14 protein-coding genes and 1 tRNA gene are annotated in these 23,999 nt (G+C 59.0%); 9 read left to right on the top strand and 6 right to left on the bottom strand.

Annotation, left to right across the window (positions count from 1 at the left end; all coding sequences use genetic code 11):
• Positions 1 to 23: 23 nt before the first annotated feature.
• Entirely contained in the window at positions 24 to 3,947 is a 3,924-nt protein-coding gene (locus KBB96_RS07175; RefSeq protein ID WP_211633927.1) for a S8 family serine peptidase, read from the top strand.
• 193 nt (positions 3,948 to 4,140) lie between these two features.
• Here the strand turns inward: KBB96_RS07175 and KBB96_RS07170 are convergent, their stop codons facing one another.
• From KBB96_RS07170 to KBB96_RS07150, 5 genes are all read right to left on the bottom strand, one after another.
• A complete protein-coding gene (locus tag KBB96_RS07170) occupies positions 4,141 to 5,463 on the bottom strand; it encodes a DUF4062 domain-containing protein (protein ID WP_226373667.1) in 1,323 nt (440 codons plus the stop codon).
• A gap of 205 nt (positions 5,464 to 5,668) precedes the next feature.
• The gene (locus KBB96_RS07165; RefSeq protein ID WP_211633925.1) at positions 5,669 to 6,577 is read right to left on the bottom strand and encodes a hypothetical protein; all 909 of its coding nucleotides are present in this window, start codon (positions 6,575 to 6,577) and stop codon (positions 5,669 to 5,671) included.
• Positions 6,578 to 6,665: 88 nt separating this feature from the next.
• The gene (locus tag KBB96_RS07160; RefSeq protein WP_211633924.1) at positions 6,666 to 7,544 is read right to left on the bottom strand and encodes a metal ABC transporter substrate-binding protein; all 879 of its coding nucleotides are present in this window, start codon (positions 7,542 to 7,544) and stop codon (positions 6,666 to 6,668) included.
• 550 nt (positions 7,545 to 8,094) lie between these two features.
• Positions 8,095 to 8,763: a DR2241 family protein gene (locus KBB96_RS07155; protein ID WP_211633923.1), complete on the bottom strand. Its 669-nt coding sequence runs from the start codon at positions 8,761 to 8,763 to the stop codon at positions 8,095 to 8,097.
• 12 nt (positions 8,764 to 8,775) lie between these two features.
• Entirely contained in the window at positions 8,776 to 9,600 is an 825-nt protein-coding gene (locus tag KBB96_RS07150) for a CbiX/SirB N-terminal domain-containing protein (RefSeq protein WP_211633922.1), read from the bottom strand.
• Positions 9,601 to 9,692: 92 nt separating this feature from the next.
• On the opposite strand from KBB96_RS07150, the gene KBB96_RS07145 reads away from it, so the two are divergent.
• Positions 9,693 to 10,367, top strand: a complete 675-nt coding sequence (locus KBB96_RS07145; protein ID WP_211633921.1) for a lipoyl protein ligase domain-containing protein — start codon at positions 9,693 to 9,695, stop codon at positions 10,365 to 10,367.
• A gap of 67 nt (positions 10,368 to 10,434) precedes the next feature.
• A tRNA-Pro gene (locus KBB96_RS07140) sits at positions 10,435 to 10,511 on the top strand.
• 649 nt (positions 10,512 to 11,160) lie between these two features.
• Here KBB96_RS07140 and KBB96_RS07135 read toward each other — a convergent pair.
• On the bottom strand, positions 11,161 to 16,416 hold the full coding sequence (locus tag KBB96_RS07135; protein WP_211633920.1) for an autotransporter-associated beta strand repeat-containing protein: 5,256 nt from the start codon (positions 16,414 to 16,416) through the stop codon (positions 11,161 to 11,163).
• Between the two features lie 217 nt (positions 16,417 to 16,633).
• Between KBB96_RS07135 and KBB96_RS07130 the strand changes: the two genes are divergently transcribed.
• From KBB96_RS07130 to KBB96_RS07105, 6 genes are all read left to right on the top strand, one after another.
• Complete coding sequence (locus KBB96_RS07130) at positions 16,634 to 17,701, top strand: LacI family DNA-binding transcriptional regulator (protein WP_211633919.1); 1,068 nt, start codon at positions 16,634 to 16,636, stop codon at positions 17,699 to 17,701.
• A gap of 266 nt (positions 17,702 to 17,967) precedes the next feature.
• Positions 17,968 to 19,083, top strand: a complete 1,116-nt coding sequence (locus KBB96_RS07125) for a GntR family transcriptional regulator (protein WP_211633917.1) — start codon at positions 17,968 to 17,970, stop codon at positions 19,081 to 19,083.
• 242 nt (positions 19,084 to 19,325) lie between these two features.
• Complete coding sequence (locus KBB96_RS07120; protein ID WP_211633915.1) at positions 19,326 to 21,956, top strand: hypothetical protein; 2,631 nt, start codon at positions 19,326 to 19,328, stop codon at positions 21,954 to 21,956.
• Positions 21,957 to 22,020: 64 nt separating this feature from the next.
• Positions 22,021 to 22,296 (top strand): hypothetical protein, encoded by a 276-nt coding sequence (locus KBB96_RS07115; RefSeq protein ID WP_211633914.1) that lies wholly within the window; start codon positions 22,021 to 22,023, stop codon positions 22,294 to 22,296.
• Between the two features lie 36 nt (positions 22,297 to 22,332).
• Positions 22,333 to 23,022 (top strand): 3-keto-disaccharide hydrolase, encoded by a 690-nt coding sequence (locus tag KBB96_RS07110; protein ID WP_211633913.1) that lies wholly within the window; start codon positions 22,333 to 22,335, stop codon positions 23,020 to 23,022.
• Between the two features lie 24 nt (positions 23,023 to 23,046).
• Positions 23,047 to 23,367, top strand: a complete 321-nt coding sequence (locus KBB96_RS07105; protein ID WP_211633912.1) for a glycosyl hydrolase family 95 catalytic domain-containing protein — start codon at positions 23,047 to 23,049, stop codon at positions 23,365 to 23,367.
• Positions 23,368 to 23,999: the final 632 nt, after the last annotated feature.

Genomic DNA, 23,999 nt, shown 5'->3' with positions numbered 1-23,999 from the left:
CATCTTCCTTTTCCCCCTTTTCAATGAAGTCCTGTTATACCCGCACTCTATTGCCGATAGGTGCTCTTTTGGTGGCTGGTTTGGCGACTTGGCAGATGGGTGGCGGTCCGTCCGCGACTTCGACCGGTCCGGTGATGCCGGTTCCTCGGAACGCCGGAATTTCCGAATCTCAAGGGGCGACGGAGGTCAAGGGGCCAAAGGATGCCCTGATGGAGACGGCGCGCAATCTACCCGCACGTCCGTCCGCTCCTGCCTTGTGGAGCCGCTTGGATCAACCGCGTGTCCTCGCGACGGAAGACAACGCCACTCCCGATGGCCGCATCCACCGAACCGCGTTGGTCCAGGTGCAGGGAAAGTATTCCAGGCTCGTGTTCGAGGGACTGCTTCCGGCCGGCAGGAAGGACGCGGAGAACAACGAACTGACGGGGGCCATTGCCAAAGTGGCCGATCATCTGGTGGTCCGTCCGGCCTCCGGAGTGAGCTCGGATGAATTCCGCGCGGCGATGGCTGCGGCAGGGCTGACGGTTCGTGAGAACCTTTCTCCGGATGGCGGTTGGCTGGTCTCTCTTCCCGCCGCTTCATTGCATGGGGTGGATGAGGCCATCGCGAAATTGTCCGGCAACAGAAGCGTCGCCTACGCCGAGCCGGATTATCTTGTCCATGCATCGGACATTCCGGGAGAGGATGTGGTGCTTGAGATGGTGGACGGGCAGCTTGTGCGGAGTGATTCACTGCTGCCGGTGGGAGCCGGGGAGCAGGCGGCCGCACCCGCTTCGGATCCGGTGACCCTGGAGGCGGATCAAGAGCAACGCCTGCAGGCACTCCCCGCGGGTGCCCGTGTGATCGGGTTTGACGCACCCTACTTCCTTGGCGGCCCGGCATCCTACGATCCCTATCTTGAAGAGCAGAACTTCGTGGTCGGCTGCGCCGATTCAACCTACGTCCAAGGCGCCTACACATCGGGATATCCCAACAACGGATCCTACTATCTGCGTAGTATGGGATATTCGGACAATGTGACCATCCGCCATCGCGAGAACCTTCCCTTCGCGATGCTTTCGGTGGATCTCGCGGAGTACAGCACGACCTTCGCGACCCCCACCAACATCACTTTCACAGGCTACAAGGCGAATGGCGGAACCGTCACCAAGACCTTCACGACCGATGGCGTGATCGACGGCACGGGAGTGGCCGAGGATTTCCAGCATTTCACCTTCGACGCCGGCTTCTCGAATCTGAAGAGCGTGGTGGTGAGCGGGCCCCATTACATGGTCGACAACATCGGAGTGCAGGTGGACGGCCAGGAATCCTCTCCACCCGCTTCACCGGAGCCACCCTTGCTCTATGACGTGACCTTTGATGCCCCCAAGCACACCGCGGGGCTGCTAACCGCGGTCAGTGGCGCCTATGCACCCAGCAGCATCAACTTCGGGACACCGACCATCCGGCCCTCGATTGGCGATCTGGATGGCCAGGCTCTGGAATTGAAAGGCAGCGGTTATCAGCAGATCCGCTTCGGAGTCCGGCAGCAGGCGGCGGCCTACCGTTTGGAGTTTGATGCTTGGTTGGATTTGCAAACCGATTTCTCGGTGTTGTTCGACGGTGCTGCGACTGGCGGAGCCGTCCAGAAGTTCATGGTCAAACCCAATGGCTCCGTGGATGTCTATCAGATTTCGTCCACCTTCAACTATCCCGCGGGAATCAGCCCCCGGACGAAGACCCGCATCGCCGTGGATATCGACATGGCTGCTGGACGCTGGGAATTTTTCGTCAATGGGGTTTCCAAATGGAGCCGTTCATTCGTCACCACTGGAGGAGACGTGCAGGACATCCGCTTCCACACGGCCGATACCGGATCGGGTTTGGCCGGTTTCGACAATATCCGGATCTATGCGTATGGAACCTCCTCCGGCCCCACGACAGGTCCGCGTTTGATCGTCTCACCCGGATCGCTGGCCTTCCCATCCCTGCCCATCGGGACATCCCGCACCTGGTATCTGGATCTTCGTAACAACGGCAGTCAGCCGCTGACGGTGCAAAGCGCGGTATCCTCCAGTTCCCAGTTCCTCGTCACTCCACCAGGAACGATTTCCATCCTGCCGGGAGGATCGTTCTCCGTGCCAGTCACTTACAAGCCGACAGTCATGGGCTTGGCTTCAGGAACGGTTACGATCACCAGCAATGATCCGTCCCAACCGGTCTGTGCGGTTCCCGTCACCGGAACCGGACAAGGTGTCCCCGTCGCAACGCTTTCTCCGCTCACCCTCGACGTCAGCATGGTGGCTGGAACCAGTGGTACCCGCACCTTCAATCTGGCGAATACCGGTGCCGCCAACCTGAACTGGAATCTGGTTCTCAAGGGAGTCGGCACCGATGCGGGAACACCTACCGATCAGCCGGTCAGCCCCAACGATCCGATGCTCTCTTCCGAATGGGCGTTGCGTGCTCCTTCCTCCGGTAGCGGGGGCATTGATGCCCTGCATGCCTGGGCGGTTTCCACCGGTGGCACGGGTGCGGTCATTGCCGTGATCGATACCGGTGTCGATCGCAGTCATCCCGAGCTCCAAGGCAATCTCTGGACGAATACCGGTGAGATTCCAAACAACGGCATCGACGACGATCACAATGGTTACATCGATGACGTCAATGGCTGGGATTTCGCAAACAATGACGCGCTTCCAGCGGACGGTCATGGCCACGGCACGCATGTGGCTGGCACCATTGCCGCTCGTGGGAATAATGCGGCGGGAGTCTCCGGTGTCTGTTGGAGCGCCCGCATCATGCCGGTGAAGTTCCTTGCGGACAACGGCTCCGGCTATACCTCGGATGCGGTCAAGGCCGTGGCCTACGCCACCCGCATGGGCGCGAAGATCTCCAACAACAGTTGGGGCGGCGGCGGCTATTCGCAGGCTCTCTACGATGCGATCAATCAAGCCGCACAAGCTGGCGATCTCTTCGTGGCATCCGCGGGCAATGACGCTGCGGACAACGATGTCACGCCGCAATATCCCTCCAGCTACCAGCTTCCGAATGTGGTGTCGGTGGCTTCAACCGACGAGCGGGACAATCTCTCTTATTTCTCGAACCGTGGTGCGGCCACAGTGGACATCGCGGCTCCGGGTTCCAACATCCTCAGCCTCCAGCCGGGAGGCGGCTACGCCTCCAAATCGGGCACTTCGATGGCGGCACCCCATGTCGCCGGGGTCGCCGGGCTTCTGGTTTCCAAAAACCCGTCGCTCACCCCGTCTCAGATCAAGCAACTGCTCATGTTCGGCTCCGATTCGCTCGGCTCCCTTGGAGGCAAAGTGGCGAGCCAGGGACGTCTCAATGCCTACAAGGCTTTGAAATCGGTGTTGCCTTCCTGGCTGAAGCCCCAGGTGACCGCTGGAACGCTCCTGGCAGGAGCTTCCGCCAATATCCCTCTTACGGTGGATACGACCTCCTTGGGCGTGGGCACCTACACCCAGGTGATCGCCTTGAACTCGAACGATCCGATCCATCCGAATCTCACCCTGCCGGTGGTACTCAAGGTCATTCCCAACGTTCAATACAGCTCGTGGCTGGCTGCCAACTTCACCAGCGACAACATGCTGGCCAATGACGCCGAGGGCACCCTGTGGGCCGATGTGGCGGATGCCGATGGTGACGGCGTGTCCAACCTGTTGGAGTATCTGACCGGAAACGATCCGACCGCACGCAACCCCAAGAGTGTGACCTCGGCCGCCGGAAATGTCTTCGAGTTCCAAGCCCGGCCCGGCGATCCCAATGTGAGCTATCAGATCGAGTGGAGCGAAAGTCTCTCGGGGGGCTGGCGCACGGATCGCGTGCAGGTGCTGGAGGACAGCACCACCGGCACGCCGGCGGGGGTGCATCGCCTGCGGGTCCGGATCAGCGATCCCCAGCCAGCCGCCGCCTTCTTCCGTTTGTCCGCACGCCGCAATTTCTAAGCTGCGACTAGCAACAAGACTTTACAGAGCGCGGTATCTGCGATGATGCTGGTCTTTTTACGGCGGCAATCGACTGATCTAGAGATGAATGCTCTACGCACGCGGCCCAGGAAGTTCGGTTATGCGGGACTCCGATCTGCTGTATGTAAAACACTCACTCTAAGTAACCTTATCATGAGACTCTCATGGCACCTCATACGAGGCATTTGGATAATTCAATCATGAACGAATCAGCTTCCGTTTCGATGCATTTTAAATTCCAAGGACGGAGCCTTTCTGGTGTGGAGTCCCACAATTTTGGGGCGATAAAGTAACCACCCAATAGTTGGCCAATCTCGCTAAATAGTCGGATAATACTTGGGTCGTGTAACGAGGCGCCAACGACAATAACCATGTTTCTGCTTAGCTCGGATTTCACCGAGTCCCACAATCGAGATCGGCTTCTATCAAACATAAAAACCTCCCGTTCTGTAAGAAGAAGCGATTCAGGCGAATCGTAAGAACCATGTAGTTTGATTATTGATCGTTGGGCAATCTCACCACTTAGCTCATTTGCGAGGACTTGCATGCTTACGCCCTGATTGACGGCGGCTGATTCAAAAAGGGTATCGTAATTGGTGGTAATGATCTTACTGAATAGGCTGACTGCGATCTTGTGCGCAATCGTCGGCTCGATCCCTTGAGGTGAATCAATAAGCCGTACGACTGAATCAAGTAAGTAATTCCTGCCGTGAGATGCTTCGAGATCGGTCGCGATGCCGGCGAATGCCGCTCCAGTTGGATTTGCCGAATAGCCGGGCGTGGACCTTCTGATTGATTGAATAAAGCTTTCAGCAAATGCGCTTGCGGATGGGAGACCGGCTGCGAGCGAGATTCCAGATCCTGCAAACAGAATTGCCCGGTTATGCCGGACTGCATCTATGAGGTCGATTGGCAGAATAGGGGGTCGATGCGGTGCCGCAGGCTCTGTGTCCAGAGCCAATGCCATTTTCGTCGTCACTACCGATCTGCTCCTTACCTTCGCCTTTTGAAATTCATCCGTCAACAGGCCTACGAGAGCTTCACCGACCTTGGTAGCGAGGTCCGCAGCCAGTTCAAATTCGGAGGTGAAGTAGCCTCCGTTCCAATTTTGAACCTCTTTTCTGAAAGCATCTCTCCTTATGGAATCTTCAGATGTTCGATCTGTGTCGTATTCGAGGCGCTTAAGGAAGGGAATAACCGGAATCCTCTGTTGTTGGGCGTGAGTGAATTCCAAGTGGGTGACCGAAATGCCTAGTGAGGCTTTCGGGCCTTCATCGGGAATCCAACCGTAACTGGCTCCTAATATTAGGACAAATATGTCAGAAGATTCAATCTCAGGTTCAATGCGATCCCATGATTTTGAGCCGTTAGGCGTCCAGCCTTCCGCATTAACCGGTTCAATGTTGAACGAGCTCAATCGTTCCACTACGGCGGCACGTTCGTTCCGCATGTCCTTCATTGTGCTGCTTACAAAAACGCGAAGTCGTCGTCCCATGATGAGTATCTGTCGGGAAGGAATTTCTTAACAGAAAACCGAAAGGAAGCTGCCGTGTGTATCTACTTCGTTTTCGGCGATTGGTATGAGGATTCTGAACGAAAAGCAGGAAATGTAAATCTGGTAATATTGGGGTGGCTGCTCAGGCCGAGAATAGGCCTCCTTAGTGCGAATGAAGAATTGGGGTACGGATTTGAATGTCGATTCAGAATTGACGTGGATTCGAACCTCCCTTGTCGGAATTTCCCGATGGGGCGGCGCCTTTGGTATTCATCAGCTTGAAAAGCTTGTGGTCGTTCGTTCGTAGGGTGAAGAGCCCGTCATCGGATGTGGCGAACACCAACGGTTCGGACTTGGGCCAGGTCACCTTGACCTCCGTTTTGATCGCAGTGGTCGTCCACTTGCCGGGAGTATCCTTGCCATCCCAGTGTTCGACCCAGGAGCCGTCCGCCTTGAACTCGATGACAGCCTGCCCGTTCAACGTTTCCCAGCGGGAACCGGAGTAAGGAGATGATGCCAGAGGAATGGGAGCATTACCGATCACCGAGATGCCTGCCATCGCTTCGCTGCGGAAGAAGGTGGAGCTTTTTTCATAGTAGAGCTTGTCCCGGACCCGGGTGCAGTGAGCGCCATCGGCGGATGCCGAGTACTCCACCATATTGCCATCGGGCAGGGTCACGGTCACGGAGTTATAGAGACCGTTGGTTTTCCACCGTCCGAAGAACTCGCAACCGTGATAGTTTTCAGACCAGATGCCGTTGGATCTGAATTCCACAACGGAGCCGCCGTTGCTTTCCCACCACTTCGTTCCGCTGTAGAACGGATTGGTCTCCACATGGGGAGCACTGGCGTTCTCCACAGGGGCTGTTGCGGTATCCAGTTTCCTCAACTCCTCACGCGTCGCCACGGCGCCGCCGGTATTGCCCTGCTGGATCTGGATTTTGGCCAGTGTGTCCAGCTTGGACCGATACTGCTCATCCAGTGCCTTGCGCTGGCTTTCATAGATCGCGCGGAGATTGGTGAGCTCGGTGCTCTCGTTGGCACCCGGAGTTTCCGCCGGGGCGATGGCGGAGGCGAGGAGAAGGAGACATGCCGATGGGAGGAGGGGGCGCATGGACGTGATGGAAGGATAGGGTCATTCCATCATCGGAGCGGAGAGTGATTCAAGCCCATTGGTGGTTCCGCTTCCGAAGGCGAGTGCCTTACTTGGCAGCCAGAGCCTCTACGATCACCGACACATTGTGGCGCACCATCGACTCGTACGTGGGGGAATTGGTGCCGTCCGCGATCAGCGGTTTGCCGAGGCGGATGCCGGTATCCCGGGTCAGGACGGACAAGAGCTTCGGGTTGGTTTCCACTTCCGGGAAGAGGGCGGAGACCCGGTGCTGTTTCAAATCCGCGACCAATTTCGCGAGAGTGGCCGCACTCGGGTCCTGTTCCTGGTTCAAACCTTGGACGGAGAAAGGAGTGAATCCATAATCCGCACAGAAGTAGTTGAACGCGGAGTGGGTGGTGGCGAGTTGGCGGCGGTCGCGGGGGATTCTCGCCACCTGGCTTCTCGTCCATCGCTCGAGCTCGTCCAGTTTCTCCCGATACGTGGCAGCGTTCGTACGGTAAAAGGAGGCACCTTCCGGATCCGCCGTGGCGAGGGCCTCTGCGACGACCGTGGTCGCACGCCTGAAGCGATCAATGGAATGCCACCAGTGCGGATCGGTTTCATGATCGGAGTGGTTGTGATCGGCTTCGTCACACGAGCCATGCAGGACCGGCAAACTCGCGCCCACCTCAACCAATCGACTGGTGGAAGGAACAATCGTTTGAAGCGAAGGGAGGTAAGCCTCCAATCCCAGGCCGGCGACGAGATACAACCGGGCTCCCGTCGCCTTCCGGAGGTCTTCCGGGGAAGGCTCGAAGTGATGGGGATCTCCTGAAGTACTGATGAGGTCCACAACCTCCACCCGGTCACCACCGACCTGACGGACCAGATCGGTGAGCAGGGGATAGAAGGTCGCTACCTTCATCCTCGCGACGGCCATGCCGGAGAAAAGGAAGGAGAAGATCAACAGAAGCGGACGAAACATCGGGCGGCAGGCCAATGTGCGGCTGAAATGACTTTATACAAGTATTTTGCAATTTGGTTCGCGCCGGATTGGCTCGTGAAGCAAAGGAGCAATGCAAGAACAGCTCTCTGGATAACTCCGCGAATAACCTCGATAGAAGGAGTCAAACGATCGTTCTTTTGAGTAAGGTGGATGCCGATAAAGGCTATCAAAATGATGTTAGAAACATAAGCTCCACCGGCATCAAATAAGTGGCAGGGTTTTCAAAAATGATTAAATCAATCGTATGATTTTTCGGTTGTGAGAGCGCTGATTGATTCAGTTAAATTATTTGAAATTAATGGATTAACAAAAATTTTTACGGTGAAAAACGGGTTTAAGAAGAAGTCATCATCAGATCGATTTTAGACCTCGCTCAACCGGCTATGACCCAGTGACAGATCCGTCACTCAAACAAACGTTCGCAAAGTCGCGCAGCCATTGAGCCACCGAAAAAGCCATTGTGAACAACTTGTTGAAAAGCTGTTTCTATGCTGGTCTATAAACACTTGCGTGGCCGAATTTGCGCCCATCAGGCTTTGGCGCGATCCGCTTCTGCCTTGGAAACTTTCCGGCATTCCGCGACGAAGTGATTGCAGGCCTCCCGGCAAAGAAGAGGGAAAGCCTCCGATTCCACGATGTCACCCGGAATGCCACTGTAGCGGCTGGCATCGCTGTCTTCCAAGGAGGTCGTGGCATCGAGTTGCCAGAGAATGCGCTTGGCGCACTGGTGGGCTGGTCCACAGACCTCACGGACCAACTGTTGGGCTCCGGCGTCGCTGATGGTGCGGGCGAACCGGTACATGCCGGTCTGGCGGTTCAACTTGTCCCGGAGGTGTTCGATTTCCAACCGGCCTTCCTTTTGGGCTGCCAGCAGGCCGAGGGCTGCCGGATAGAACAGGTCGAGTGCCCGTCGAAGCTCGTCCAGCGAAGAAAGCTCCATCAACCAGCCACGGCGCAGGTTGGTCTGTCCCTTGGTGAATCGATATTCCCCGTCCTCCGAAAAGGTGGAGAGATCGCGTGCCGCTTCCGGGTCACGATGGACTTTCAATCCACCCTGATCCGGCTGGGCGGCGAGGGGAATATCGTCCACATGAACGAGCTGGATTTGATCGATTGAATCGTTTGTTTGGATTTCGATCTGACCGATGCGATGCACCCCATTCCGGAGCGAATCGGAGAGAAACTGGAGGATGGACATGCGGAGAGGGAATTAGGCGGTCGCGAGGGCGCGGCGTGCGTCGAAATCGGCGACTTGGTCCAGGATTACGTCCGCGAGGTGGCGTTCCGTTCCGATGGCGGAGGAATAGAACAATGTCTTTCCCCGGAGGTGATGGGGATTATGGCGGAAGATTTCGCGCTGGGAGGCCGCAAGGCCGACCTCGGGCTCGATTCCAAGCAGAACGGGGATGTCCTGGTAGGAATGAGCGCCGTCCGAAATGAAGAAGGGGACGACCACCACGTTCCCGGTGGGTGCCAGTTCGTCCCAGCGGGCGATGAACGGCTGCTCTTCCATGTAGGCATCGGTTACCTTGGCATATCCGGCTCCCGAGGCGGCGATCAGATCGACCTGATCGCGGATGGCCTTGGTGGAATTCTGGTTCAATCCGGTGCCATGGCCGGTAATGACGAGGGTGGTGGATGCCGGATCAATGCCCGGAGCGACCTCCCGGGCGCGGCGCAGCAACAGGCCTGTCATCGAGGCATGGACGCCGACCGGCTGGCAGTAGTGGAAGGTTTTTCCACGGATGTCCGAGGTTGGGCCGGTGAGGCCGAATTCCCGGGGGATGATGTCTTGGGTGAAGTAGCCTTCGCTGATGAAATCCGGCACCACGTAGATCTCCTGGCAGTCGGTGAGATACCACGCCTCGCGGAAAGATGGTTCCTCTTTCCAAAAGCAGCAGTGGACCTCCTTGAAGAGACCGCGGCGGCGGATTTCGTCCGCATGGTCGAAGTAGGGAGTGGATGAGTCCGGATTCTCCGTCGAGCCATGTCCTACGATGAACAGGGCGCTTTCGGGCTTCGGGGCGAGAGGCATGGGCGGAGGTTAAGCGCGAAAAACGCGGGCGGGGAAACCGGAATTGGAAATTTGCGCTTTTCTCCGCGCGGAAACGGTTTAGCGGCACGGGCGTGTTTCCTGTATTCCAGAGCCTCCTGTGCTGGTGTGACGATGTCGAGCGCGGCGGACCGGAGAACATGGCGGTGGACGAATGGCTGCACGAAACCGCTCTCCAGCCTGTGCTGCGCGTTTATCGCTGGCAGCCCGGGTGGGGGAGCTTGGGGTATTTCGGCGCCTTGGCGGAAGCCCGGAACAGTTTCCCGGAGTTGTCCTGGGTCCGGCGCTGGACCGGGGGGGGCACGGTCGATCATCGTGTGGACTGGACCTATACCCTCGTCGTGCCGACGGAAGAGGAACTGGCCACCGCCCGCGGTGCGGAGAGTTACCGCGTGATCCATGCCGCTCTGGCGGAGGTCTTGCCGCAGGAGGGCTGGAACGTGAGATTGGCGGACGGCTCGTTGGAGACCGGCGCTGCTTCCTGTTTTGAGAATCCGGTGTGCCATGATCTGGTGGATGAGGCGGGCCGGAAGATCGCCGGTGCCGGGCAACGACGCACCCGGAACGGGCTGCTGCACCAGGGTTCGGTGAGTGGAGGCCCGGATTGGGCTGATGCGGTCATTCGAGCCGAACGCTTGTCGGAGGTTCTATCGGAACGGTGGGACATGTTCCATCCGCTCCTCTCTGACGGCCTCCTCGAGATGCGCGTCCGCCACTATGCCGATGCAAAATGGACCGCCCGCCGCTGAATGATCATTTCGTGTGGTTAAAACCTTGCTTCCCGCGAAGGAATGGAGAACTTTCGCGCCCGCGTCGCGGGACGTAGCTCAGCCTGGTAGAGCGCCTGCTTTGGGAGCAGGATGTCGTCAGTTCGAATCTGGCCGTCCCGACCACTTTCTTTTCAGTAAGTTGCTGGAATTTGGGGCTTTTTGAGGAATCGGCTTTTTGTGCCAAAGTCCACTGGATTCCGGAAAGTCCGCCGAAATCCGGAGAAATGGGGTAATATGGACAAATTTATGGGCAAATTTTTGGGTCACGCTCGAACTTTTTCGGGTCGGGCTGGGCGGATACGCCGAGCCAAATTCTAGTGGGCCAGCTCCCGTCCGTGAACCAGAAAGCTAGGGAGGTCCATTGGCTTTCCAAAGTGGGGCGTATTGGGTAACAATTCCGCAATCACCAGTGACGACTCCCAATGTGCCTGAATTTGCGGTGAACTGTGAGACGCTTTCCACGTTTTTCGAGCCACCGATCGCTCGGTCGACTTTTTTCGATTTGGTCAATCGCGGCAAAATCCTACCGGTCCACGGCTTGCGAGGCTATTACCGCCTCAATGAGTCCCTTCGATCGTTGGGTATGAAGCCGGTCGAAGTGTTCAAGTCGGTCGACTGACAGCGGTGACCCTCGGCCAGTCCAACTGGCCATCCTCGCTTTGAGCGCTGCTTTGGGGGATGAATTTGCCAGTCGCCCCGAAATGGACGTGGATGCCATCACGATGGGGAACTAGGTGTTCAGTCCCGAAAAAGCGAGGTCATGTTACGATCACTACGGGACCGTCACCTTGAGCCGGGCGAAGCAACTGGAAGCGTTATTGACGGGCACGGTCACTATAATGGTATCCGGCGCTGAATCGTTCTCCGTCACGATGACTCCGGAACTGGACTCTGCTGTTGTCGCTCCGATCTGATAAACTTGGCTCCACGACTGGAGAGTAAAGCCGACTTCCACGGCAAGCGGAAGGTTCCCTTGCTTCGACCTATCCTCACGATGGAAGCTGAAGACGAAATTGCTGCCTGACTTCTGCGCCTGCGGCGTAGCGGCATTTGGTGCATTGGGAACATCGGGCGCGGTGCCGAGGACGTATTCGACGGCATTCGGAATGCCATCCCCATCCGCATCGTCATTCGCCGCCGCTTTGCCGCCCGTGTTGTAAGTGGCGATCCAAGTCGCATACGATGCGTTCACGGTCAGGATCAGACTGTTGCCCGACACGGAAACCGAACCATTCATGCCAGAGGGAAGGGTTACGGTGCCGGGCATGCCGGAAACCGACGACGCGGTGGCGAGTGTGTAGGTGCCGACAGATGGTGTTGAGATGGCGTTGAGATCCAGTACGCTGCCGCCATCAAAGGTCAGAGTGCCGCCAATGGTGCGGGCGGTTTGGGCTCCCGGTGACGATGCGATCGCGAATGCCAGGTGCCCGTTGGAACGAATCGTGACTGCTCCGCCGAAGTTGCCTCCTGCTCCCAGTGCCGCCGAGTTCTTCACCTCCACCGCTGTGGCTCCGAGTGAACCACTGATGGCGAGCGTGCCCGCGTTGATCGTAGTTGCTCCGGTATAGGTGCTGGCACCGGTCAGGGTCAACGTGCCAGTACCGGCCTTGGTGAGGCCGAGCAATCCGGTTCCGCCGTCGAGCAGGACGGTGGCGCTTGTGGTGCTGGTGTTGTCGCCACCCACAGTGAGGGAAGCGGCGGCAGCACCATAGTTGCCGATTTTACCGCCTGAGCCGCTCAGGTTGGTGAAAGTGAAGCTGTTGCCGTTGAGCTTGAGAATGCCTCCATTCACGGCGAGGCCTCCGGGACTGAAGGCGCGGGAGTTTCCCGCCACGATGGAAGTGCTGGGCCGGCCATTGATTCGAGTGGAGCCGTAGGAATTCTGAGCTGTCCCCGAGGGGGTGACGTTGATCGTGCCGGTATCCGTATTCGGATCGCCCGCATAGAACAGGCATTCGAAATTTCCGCTGATGGAACCGGTGATGTTGAAGGTGGCTCCCGGCTGGGCCATGATGCCGGAGTTCGCGGTGAGAGTGACGGGGCCCGCCCATGTGCCTGTGCCGCCGAACTCCATGCGCAGGCCGCCGTTGTTGAAACCGCTTTCGCCCCAACCGAGACCCGCGATGCTGATCGCTTGGGGGTAGGTGGAGCCATTCTTCGCGAGAAACTGCGCGCCATTTTGGATTTCGATCGCGGTGGTGCCTCCCAGTTTGGCGGACGTGTAATAGATCCGCCCTTCCTCCACGACGATTTTGCCGGTGAAGTTGGAGTCCAGTGTCGTGAAGCTGTCCCACTGGTAGGCGCCTGTGCCATTGGCGGTGCCAGCCACGTAGAGGCTGATGGTGCCCGCCCCCGTGAGCGCGTTATTGGCCACGGTCGTCTTGGCGGTGCGCGCAAGGCGCAGGGTGGCTCCGGCTGCGATCTGATAGCTGCCGTTGATCGAGCCGTTGGTGGTGCCGTCACCGAGCTGGAGGGTTCCCGCGGAGACCGTGTTGCCGCCGGTGTAGCTGTTCGTGCCCGTCAGCACGAGCGTGCCGACACCGGTTTTCGTCAGTCCTTTGGACCCGGCGAGAACGGCACTGATGGTGGTGGCTTGATTGTTCACCGCGATGGCCGGTGATCCGGAGTTCGCATCCAAGGTAAGGACGCCTCCGGTGCCCGCCGTGAGACTCCAGTTGTGGCTCGGGGTGGTGTCACCGAAAACGAGACCTCCCAGGGTGATCGCGCCATTCAGCGCAACGGTGGTGTTGCCGGTGAGATTGAGCGCGCTGAAATCGGCGGCCTTGCCTGCGCCGCCGGCGATCAGGCTTCCGCTCCAGTTCGATGCGGTGGACCAGCTTCCGCCCGTGGCATTGTACCACGTGCCGTCGGTGGGGCCGACCACGACACTGAGGGTCAGCGTGGCGGTGGTGGAAACACCGCCCATGTCCGTGACGCGCACGGTGAAAGGGATGTTCGTTCCGACATCTGCGTTCGTGGGCATGCCGCCCAGTGCTCCGCTGCCGGCGACGGTGAGCCAGGTGGGGCCGGAAACCTTCGAGTAGGTCAGCGTGTCGCCCAGGCTGGAGTCCGGGTCCGTCGCACTTCCGGCGATCGTGTCCGAATAGGGGGCTCCTGTGGATGCGTCGGAGCGGCTGAAGGAATTGCTGGTGAATGTAGGCGCATGGTTCCCAACGCCCACGGGCACATTGACCGTGCCGACGACCGTCCCTTCCCGACCATCGGCAACCGTATAGGTGAAGCTATCGGTGCCGCTCCAATCCGCCGCCGGGGTGTAGATCACGCTATTGCCGGATTTGGTCACCGTGCCATGTGCGCCTTGGGTGATGGATTGGAGGGAGAGGGGATCACCGTCGGCATCGCTGTCATTGGCAAGCACCGCGATGGTGACCGAGCCGTTGACCGCGACTGGAGCAAAGTCCGTCACCGCCACCGGTAGCGCGCGAATCCGGATGGTGCCATTGGTGTAAAGCGTGGAGGTGTCCCAAACGAGGTTCGCCCCCAAGGCCGGGAGTTGGATATTGGCAAAGCTTCCCGAGCGATTGGTGGCACTGAAAAGGGTGAAACTATTGCCGACCACAAGCGCGTCAGGGCCCCCATGGGTGACCACCAGCATGCCGCCATGGTTCAGGGTGGTGGCGCTGAGCAGATCGGCGGTGAGCGTGGAGGCGGACTTGCCCAGCTCCATCCGCGTGGTGCCGGACAGGGTCACGGTGTTGTTCACCGTCAGAGTCCCGATTCCTCCCGCGCCGGGTGCCAGAGTGCCACCGTTTTGCACCGTCACCACGCCGGAGATTGTGCCGGTGCCGCTGAGAGTGGCGGCGTTTTTGACCGTTACGGGGGCATTTCCGAGCGAGCCGTTGATCGCAAGCGTGCCGGCTTCGATGGTGGTCGTTCCGGTGTAGCTGTTGGCACCTGCCAAAGTCAGCGTGCCGTCACCGCGTTTCGTCAACGCGCCGGTCTGGCCGCTGATGTCGGCAATGGCTGGTGTGATGGTGGTGGAAAAGCCGTTGGTATCGACGATGCCGCCACCCGTTGCACCAACCAGCACATTGAAGGGACGGTCCGCCGTGGTCGCGAGTGCCGGGATATCGCCGGTGAGTTTCAACGTGCCTCCGCCGTAGAGCTCCATACTTGCGTAACCGGCCCCGCCGACGGTCGGGTTTTGGAAACCCTGGCCGGTGACGAAGGAGCCGCCGGAAATCGTGACGATGGACTTGTCCGTGGTGCCTGAGACGCTGCTGGATTTGAGGGCGATGACCGAGGTGCCGGTGTAGGTGAACGTGGCTCCGGTGTTCACCTGGATGCGCGCCGTGGCATATGACCAATAAGGCGCCAGGTTCATCTGGCCGTTCTGATTCCAGTTGGCGCCGGAGTTGAGCGTCAGCGTGCTGGCGCCGCCCATCGAAAGGGAGCCGTCGTTGGTGACCGTGCCGGAGGTGGTGATGGAGTGCGCGGAGACGGTATTGTCCATCGACACCGATCGCGTGCTCGTTACCGCGATGTTCGAACCGCTCTGGAAGGTCGCCGCACCGGCCTTGACGGTCCATCCCCCGTTGGCGCCAGACTGATCTCCGCTGACGGTCACCGAACCTGTGGAAACCGTTGTGCCACCCCGGTAGGTGTTCGTCCCTGACAGCATGAGGGAACCCGAACCGGTTTTTTGGAAACCTTGTCCCGCTAGTACGGCGCTGATAGTGGCCGTGCGGTTGGCCACGTCGATGGCACCGCCACCAGCCAGGGTCAGCGAACCTCCCGTGCCCGGGCCTAGCGTCCAGTCGTTGCTCGCCGTGGTGGCGTCCCCGAACTTCAGGGTGCCGATGATGAAGCTTCCATTGAGAGTAACGGTGGCGTTGGCAGTGAGGTTCAGCGTGCTGAAGTCCGCCGTCTTGCCCACTCCATTGGCGAGAGTCCCTCCGCTCCAGTTGCCGCCCGCTTGCCATGATCCTCCTGTCACGTTGGTCCAGACTCCATTTGAGTCCGTATCCGGCCCCGCGCCGTCGATCAGGTAGATGTGAGCCTCATTGGGCTGGAAGGTATCCGACAGATAGCCATTCAGTACCGTGACGCTGCGGTTTTCGCTACTGACCGTGGCGTTGATGGATGGCTGACTCGACAGGCTCGGCAGAGGTGTGTTCACCGTCCGGACGTTCTCGCTCTCGTTGACGGCCATCACCGTGATCTGATTGCCCACACGGCGATACCAGAGAAACACATCGCCGGACTCCTCATACCACGTGGACGAGTTCTGGCACGGGGCGCTGATGCGCGGCCAGAGTCCATCCAACTCCTGCGTGGTGGAGCTGAAGGAACTCCGGAGCGCCGGGGTGTAGAAAATCGAATCCGGATTGTTTTCGGCGTACAGGAGGTAATTGAAGACCCCGTTACCCCCGTGAGCGAACATGTCGAACAACGCGCCCCGGACCTTGATTGGCGTATCCAGGTGGCTGGCGACGCCACCAAAACCGTCAGTGACATTGAGGATGGGGATCCACGGGATGCCGGTACTTGCCCGATACTGCTCCATACCGGGCAGGGCACCGCCGCGCTGACGCGACGGCGGCCCGTTGTAAAGCTGCGGCATGTCGACATCGCAGCAATCCTTGAACGTGTCCAACTCCCAGTTCGAAGAGAAGACCGGGTGGTTCGGATCCGTCTGCTTGATCCAATTATACAGGCTTTTCAGCAGCGCGTGATCGGTGTTGGCGGCATTGGGCTCGTCGGCCAGGTACCACGCATACATCGCAGGATGGTCCTTGAACATCGCCACACGCGCCTTCGCCTGGTCCACAATCGCCTGCGTCGGCACGGCAGCGTTCAGATTGAAGAGAACCTTGAGGCCGTTGGCCTGGGCCTGATCCAGGTAGCTCTGAACCTGGGCGTCCGTCCAACTCCTGAACCCGTAGTTCTGGACCACATTGATGCCGTAGCCGGCAATTTTCGGGAAGTCGCTGGCGATGCCGTTATACGCCCCCTTCGCGAGGAAGGGTTGCCCGTTCACCGTGGACTGCGTTTGGGTGTAAACCACCGTCGTCCCCTGTGCAACCGCATGTCCGGTCAATGCACAGGTTATAAGAGGAATCAGGGTAAACGCGGTTTTCAGTAATGGAGCTTTCGCTCTGCTCTCCTGCATCGCGCGTCGTGTGATGCAAAAAGCCGCTGCTCAACAGGCGATTGTGGATTGAAATCATTCAAACTATTGAATAAAGGGGGCGATGCCGATCCAGAGACGAGTTACCCTCAAGATGATCGCGGAAAAGGCAGGGGTTCACTATTCAACGGTCTCATTGGCGCTGAACGATCGTCCCGGCATTCCGGAGGTGACGCGCGATCATGTGAAGAAGATCGCCGAGGCGATGGGCTACCGGCCTGATCCGCTCCTATCCGCACTGGCCACATACAGATCCAGCAAGATCCGGAAGATCGCTCATGAGTCGATTGCGTGGGTGGACTTCTGGCCGCCACCCAAGAGCTCCCGCAAAGGGTTCCGGGCACTATGGGCGGGAGCAAGCAAACGTGCGGAGATGCTGGGATGGAAGCTGGATGAGGTATGTGCCGGTCATTCGGGACATTCTCCGGAAGAGATTGGAAGGATTTTGAAAGCGCGTGGAATCGAAGGAGTCCTGATTGCGCCACAGGATGTGGAGAATCTGGTGATGAATCTCGACTGGTCGGGCTTTTCGGCGATCACCATGGCACACACGCTGGCGCAGCCGCGTTTGCATCGGGTCCAGCCGCATCAATTTTACAACATGCAGGTGTTGATGCGAGAGCTGTTCGCATTGGGATACCGGCGACCCGGCCTGTGTTTGGGTCGTTATTCCCACGGTCACACCGACCACTATTGGAGAGCGGGATTTCTAGACGCCCAAGCCCCCCTTCCGAGGGAAGACAGGGTGCCACCGTTCGAAGGCGATCCCGAGGTGGCAAGGGGGCTGCTGGGCTGGTTCGAACGGGAGCTGCCGGATGTGATTGTCACCAGCAGGCCTGAGGTGATCATCCAGGTAATTGAATCGAAGGGAGTCCGCGTGCCGAGAGATGTGGGGGTAGCCGCGCCATCCTTCAAGGTCGAGGATTGGCATCCGGACTGCGGAAAAGCAGGACGAGGCTTCTCGGCAAGCGGGATCGATATCTCCGGAGTTGACGAGGATTTCGAGAAGATCGGCGAGGCAATGATCGACCTGGTTGTCAGCATGATTCATCGCCATGAAACGGGCGTGCCCGTGTCGCCGATACATCATCTGATCGAAGGCAGGTGGCACGCGGGAAAGACCTTGAAGCGGGCGAAGAGCAAAGGGCGGAAGCGTCTATAGGAACCTGCAGCTCCGGTGATCAGGCCGATGGCGGCGCAGGCGGGACCTTCTGATCCGGCCGGTGGTTCACGGGTGATTCCAGTTCCAACAAGGATGGGTTCGGGCTGAATTGGCATTCACACCGGTTATTCAATAGTTTGAATGATTTTGATTTCCAATGGCTTTTACGGCGGCGGATTTTTGGCGCAGATGGCATGTCACGCCATTCGAAATTCCGGATGGTTCGTGAGTCCGTTTGTTTTCTTTGAAACCAACTTCGATTCTCCATGGAACCGGTCCTTCCTGTCGTCGATAGGGTTTACCAATTGCTGCTTGAAGGCATTGGCAACGGTTGCTGGGGAGGGCGTCTGCCTAGTGAGCGTCAACTGGCGGCGGAATTGAAAGTGGCCCGCATGACCTTGGCGAAGGCGCTCCAGCGGTTGGAGGCTGAGGGCTGCGTGGCGCGGTCCGGCAGATCGAGGGGACGCGTGGTCGTGGCGAACGCGCAGGCGGTGGTGGAGCCGAAGACGCGCCAGTGGCGCATCGGCATCCTCGTGCCCGTGGAGGCGGAGGACGAAATGGAATTCTGGCGCATCGACCGCCAGATCATCATGAGCTCGATCATGGAACTCGGGCACACGCCCTGTGTCGCGCACATGGCCCTTTCCAATGATTCGCCCAGATTGGGACGACTGGAGAAGCTCATGGATTCCATGAATGCCGATGCGTGGATCGTATTTTGTGGCCCGCGGGTGGTGTTGGAGTGGCTGGATGGGCATCGTCACGAGCCGGTCCTGGCGTGGGGAGGTTCGATCCACGGTCTCAGAAGGATTCCCGCTGGGGGCATCAGTATCAAATCCGCGCTTCTCGAACTCGCGTGCGAGTTTCTGGCGCTTGGTCATCGCCGGATTGTATTCATCACCTCCAGGATCCATCGCCAGCCGGTGTTGTCGGAGTCTCTTGTGGCTTATCGGAATGTGCTGAGCGAGGCGGGAATCCAGCTCAGTGACTATCACCTGCCGGATTGGGAGGAGACTCCAGAGGGGCTGGAACGCCTGCTCGAATCGCTTTTCCGGCTCACGCCACCCACGGCGATCATCCTGTTTGATGAGCATTATGCCTCCGGTGTGCTGGGATTTCTAAGTCGGCAGCGTTTGGAGATGCCGGACGATGTGTCAGTGGCGGTGGTCGGGGAGGTCCGGTCGCTCGCGTGGTATTGGCCCGGCAAACAACTCACCGGCCTGCAGCGTAACGACGACGAGTTCGTCCGCAATATCACCCGGTGGATCGAAGACCAGGCCTTTGGGCGTCAGGCGACGAAGCGATACCTCGGTTCCTATCTGCTGGCTCGTGGCAATACGATCGGTCGGGTCAAGGTGGATGAGCCCAAGCGGGGGGCTTAAAAAATGGCCTAATGGTAGGCCATCGAGTTCGATACTGTTCCTTGATCGAAGCGGGATCTTTGGAGGAAGAATCAAGAAGCCAACTAAGCAGGGGGATTCAAAGGGAGTGGCGGATCTGAAGCAGTGTCCGGAACAACATGTTGTCCCGGCGAAGCTTCGACTCCCTCACGTTTCCCGTAGGTTCACCATCGGCTTATGCTGCTGAATTCTCCTCATTGCAGACCGAACACCTTGCCTATACCGTGAAGAAAAACCTCCTCCGCCATGCAGGCGCAGAAGTCGGGCGACAACTTCGTCTTCACCTTGTCGCCCTGTTATACCCAGGCCTCGCGCTCGCGCAGGACGCCAATCGAAGCACACCGCCCTCCGCAGCGGCGACGAACACCACCATTCCTCGTGTGGCCGGCGCGGACGCTGGTTTTAAATTATTACTGCAGCAACTGAAGAATGACCGGGGCGGGTTCACCGATGGGGTGAAGTCGTCCTATCTGGCATACCGGAAGGCGCAGGCCATGGAGGAGCTGGCGAAGCACCGCATCGTCCTTCCCGCCGCATTGTTTGCCTGGGTAGAACAGACACCCACGGTCGCATCGACCCTTTATGGAATCCGTGGCGCCAGTCCCGCCCAGGCGCTGGTGTTGTTGCGCTCCCTGGAGCTGGATCTCGGCACCGCGCGCATGTCGAAGTACCCGCAGCCGGTTCTGGCGACCGTCATGCTTCACGCCGGCCATGTGGACCTCGCCAAACCGGAAGATTCCACCTTCTACATCCGCGACCGTCATGTGAAGGATTACGAAAAAGGGATCAGGTATCTCAGCCTGGCAGCGCGTGCGCCGCTCAAGGTCGAGATTCCCAAGTCGCCCTTGGTCAAAGTGGATACACATCCCAAGGACAGGCCCTTGGACATGAATGACCACATCATCAATTTCATGGAGGAGGAGGAAACCCTCAGGAACGGCAAGGTCTCCGTCGTCCCCCGGCGCGAAGTCATCCGGGCCTGTGACATTGTGGCCGACAGGAAATTGCAGAACGAATTCAACGCCTACATGGCCTCCAGGCAAAAGGACTGGCAGCCACTGGACTGCGGCGACAAGGAGCTGCATTGGGGCTTCACGGCCGTCGCCTGGACCCTCCCGCATGTGAAGGACCATACGCGGGCGTATAAAATGTTTTTCGACGCGTACACCGCGAAGGGTCGTCTGCCGGCCAAGCGCGACAACAAGCCCTTGCCGAATGTCTGGCTCGCCTACCAGATCGACAACGCGGAAACCCGCGGCGCCATTTTGCCGGATGCCTGGCCCTTCGCCATGTATCTGATGGTCAACCCGGTTCCCTTGCGTGAAGCGGAGTTCGCCTGGGAAGAGGAGCGCACAGGCAAGCGGCCCATGCGCTATATCGAATATGTCAACCAAGTGGCCCAGGATCCGCCCAAGCTGGCTCTGCGGCGGATGACCGCCTTCGAATTCGCCTACGGCTCCCTGCCCATGATGCGCAAGGACGGCGGCGTCTGCGGCACGCACACGGCCACCTCCAATCTGGCCGGCGTGGCGCTCGGAAAATGCCCGCTGAGCGCTTCTTCGCCCGGCCACTCCTACCCAGCTTTCTTCGAAAAGGACGCCAAGGGCATCTACACCACAGCGGATGCGAGTTGCAGCGATGAGTGGTATTTCGGGGAAAAACCCCTCGACGTGAAACCGCAGCCGGTCCTCGGCGGCGACCGCAAGGCGCTGTCCCTCGCCGCCGCGATGAATTACGGCCTGCAAGGTTTCGCGGACTCGAATCTGGGCTGGTCGCTTTTCATGCAGCTTCCCCAAACGGTCGCCGACACCTACGGGCCCGGCTTGCTGAAAAGCGCATGGATGCGCAATCCGTATAACCTCGATCTGTCTTATCGTGCGCTGGAAAGCATGAAGAACCCTGAGCAATTGATCGCTTCGTGGGAGGGCTTCCAAGCCGCGCTCACTGCGTCCAAGGAGAAGCCTGGCTGCCCGCAGGAAGGGTATGTGACCGGCAATCCCTTTCAGAAATTCGCCACGGAACTGCAAAAGTATCCCGTGCCAAGCGATCGCGCGCTTTGCAGCCGCATCTACTCCGCCATGCAAGCCTCGGGCGCCCCGGTCAAACTCGTGAGCCAATATGAGATTGCGGCGCAGGGTGGGGACAAGTTCCTGTCGGGCCTCACCAAGGACCTCAACCAGCATTTCAGCGCCTATTATCGCACGGAGGAGGCACGCAAAGCCATGCGGGATAAACTCCAGTATGTCGCTGACAACATGAAGAATCCCGAGCAGAAAAAAGTCTGGATGAAATCGCAGGCGGACCAGTACGCCAGGCGCGGCCTGTGCCTGACCAAAGGAAGCAAGGGCTACCAAGTGGTCCAGGATGAAGCAGCCATGTTTCTGGTAAACGCCCTCGGCTCGAAGCCGGACGAGAAGGCATGGACACAGGCCTTGCTCGACCTGACCAGCGAGGGCCTCAAGGCGCATGTCGCCTCCAAACGGGACACGCCGACCTGCAAGGACATGGCCGCCCGGCTCGAGGGCATCATCGCCTCGGCGCAAAACCAACAGATCAATCTGGCTCCTTGGGCGGAGGCATGGTTTGGCATCATGGACGGCTACCAACGCTATGATAAACCGGCCTGGTGCGCCAAGGATGCGTCATCGGTGGTCATCGACCGCGTGTATGCGGAATACTGCGGCAAACAGGGATCCGATGCATCAGCCCTACAGAGCAAGATCGCAGCCTTGCAAAAGGAACTGGATCGTCTGAATGCCGACACTGCCAGGGGCGGCAATCAGGAACGCATCAACGCCATCAACCGGGAAATCGACGTGCTCACGAAACAGATCGAGGCTTCGGAAAAGAAATAGCCGGCCCTGATTCCTGAGAGCCAAGAGCGTCTGACCGATTCCCCACGATGAAAAAACCATCGCTTTGCCCTTATCCCGCCTCGCCATCGGTTTCCTCGCCCTCGCCGCTCCGGCATGGCCCTTCGCCGAATACCTCGGCTTGATCCGCGAAGGCGGCTCCACCCTCGGCATGCTCAGCCTGGAACCGAACACCGACGGCAGCGGCGGCGGAAGCGGCCACTTCTTCACCGCCGGCTACAACGGGATCGAAGGTTCCAGGCTGCAGGCGGAATCCCTCGATCGCACGCAAGACCGCCCCGGCGGCCATTTCGCGCAGGCGGTTCCCGCTCACCACCCATGAAAGTCCTCCTCACCCCCATCTTTTTTCCATACCCTCATGAAAATCCGATCCAGCTCCGCCCTCTTTCTCGTCTGCACCGTACTGGGTTGCATCACTAGCTACGCCGACGAGCCCGCCAACGCGGCGGCAGCGGTCGCGCTCTTTGACGGCAAAACCCTGATCGGGTGGTCGACCAAGGGTACGGGCGGCAAGGCCACCTTCGCCGTCGAGGACGGTGTGATCGTCGGCACCAGCGCCAAGGGCGGCTCCAACACCTTCCTGTGCTCCGACAAAACCTTCCGCGACTTCGAGTTGGAAGTGGACGTCAAGCTGGAGGAAAAGGACACCTCCTACATGAACTCCGGCATCCAGGTCCGCAGCCGGATCAACGAGCAAGGCAGGGTCAGCGGCTGGCAGTGCGAAGTGGATCCCTCGCCTCGCGCCTGGACCTGCGGCATTCAGGAGGAAGCCGGCCGCGGCTGGCTGCAACCGGTCAAGCCGCAGGACGCCAAGGCAGACCTGCCCGTGTTCGCCGCCGGCAAGACCTTCAAGCACAACGACTGGAACCACATCAAAATCGTCTGCGAAGGCAACCGCATCCGCACCTGGCTCAACGGTGAAGCCGCGTCCGACCTGACCGACGACAAGGGCGCGGCCGAAGGCTTCATCGCCCTTCAGGTCCACTTGGGTCCTGAAGGTCACCGCTATTTTTTCCGCGACATCAAGATCCGCGAGATCGTGAAGTAAGGCGGTTGAAACCATGGCACCGACATGTTCGACAAAACGAACTTTACCGCGGTGATCGACCAACGCCTGCAAAGGGCACTCGACCATTCGTTTGTCGCGATGCGCGATGCCTCCGCGGCCGACCACGGCAGCTACATGCGCCGCTGCCAGCTCGAGCTACTGCAAACCGACGCCGCAAAGTTGCCGACACCGGAGCGGCTCAAGCGCGTCAAGCAAACCCAGGACCCCGCGCTCGAGGCCCTCTATTTCCAGTTCGGCCGCCACCTGATGGTCGCCGGCTCGCGCCCTGATTCGCCGCTGCCCGCTAAGGGCTGCCCGTTCACCGTGGACTGCGTCTGGGTGTAAACCACCGTCGTCCCCTGTGCCATCGCATGCCCGGTGAATGCGCAGGCCGGAAGGAGGGCTGCAATGAGATGGGGTTTGATCAGGTGGTTCATGGAAAACGGTAAATGTCCGGCTGGCCTCCCTTCGTGTGAGAGGAAGAATGCCTCGAAGAAACAGCCACGCCGGTTTCTGCGGACGGAAGATCGGCTCCCCCCGTCCATTCCTGGCTGTCCCTCAAACGTGGCGGTGCAACAAGGCGGGAACACCAAACGGAATTGACGGGCTGTAGGCAGGAGTGATGACCCCCTCGCTGCTCCCACGCGGCGCGCTATGTGAGGCAGGAAATCGTCGTCCGAAAGGCGATAGCAGGGCGAAATCATTCAAACTGTTGAGTGATGAATGTGATTGCCGGTCGAAAGACGAGCCGCCATCAAGATGATCGCCGGAGATCGCCCGACCCGCATACCCGATCTCCACAAGTGTACGGCCCGGATGTGACTCGTTGTGAAGCCGAATCTCCGGGGCCATCGGGTCAAGTGGTCTAATCTTAGGCCAACCAATGAATTGTATGCACTTGATCGAAGCCTGACGATTTGGGTTCTGGTGGGAAGACGATGAATCGGGTAGTGGATCGGTTTGCTCCGTCATCTTTC

This window comes from Luteolibacter ambystomatis, from assembly GCF_018137965.1.
Lineage (GTDB): Bacteria > Verrucomicrobiota > Verrucomicrobiia > Verrucomicrobiales > Akkermansiaceae > Luteolibacter > Luteolibacter ambystomatis.
The sequence above is the reverse complement of the archived record's forward strand: the minus strand, read 5'-3'. Positions and strand labels throughout refer to the sequence as shown.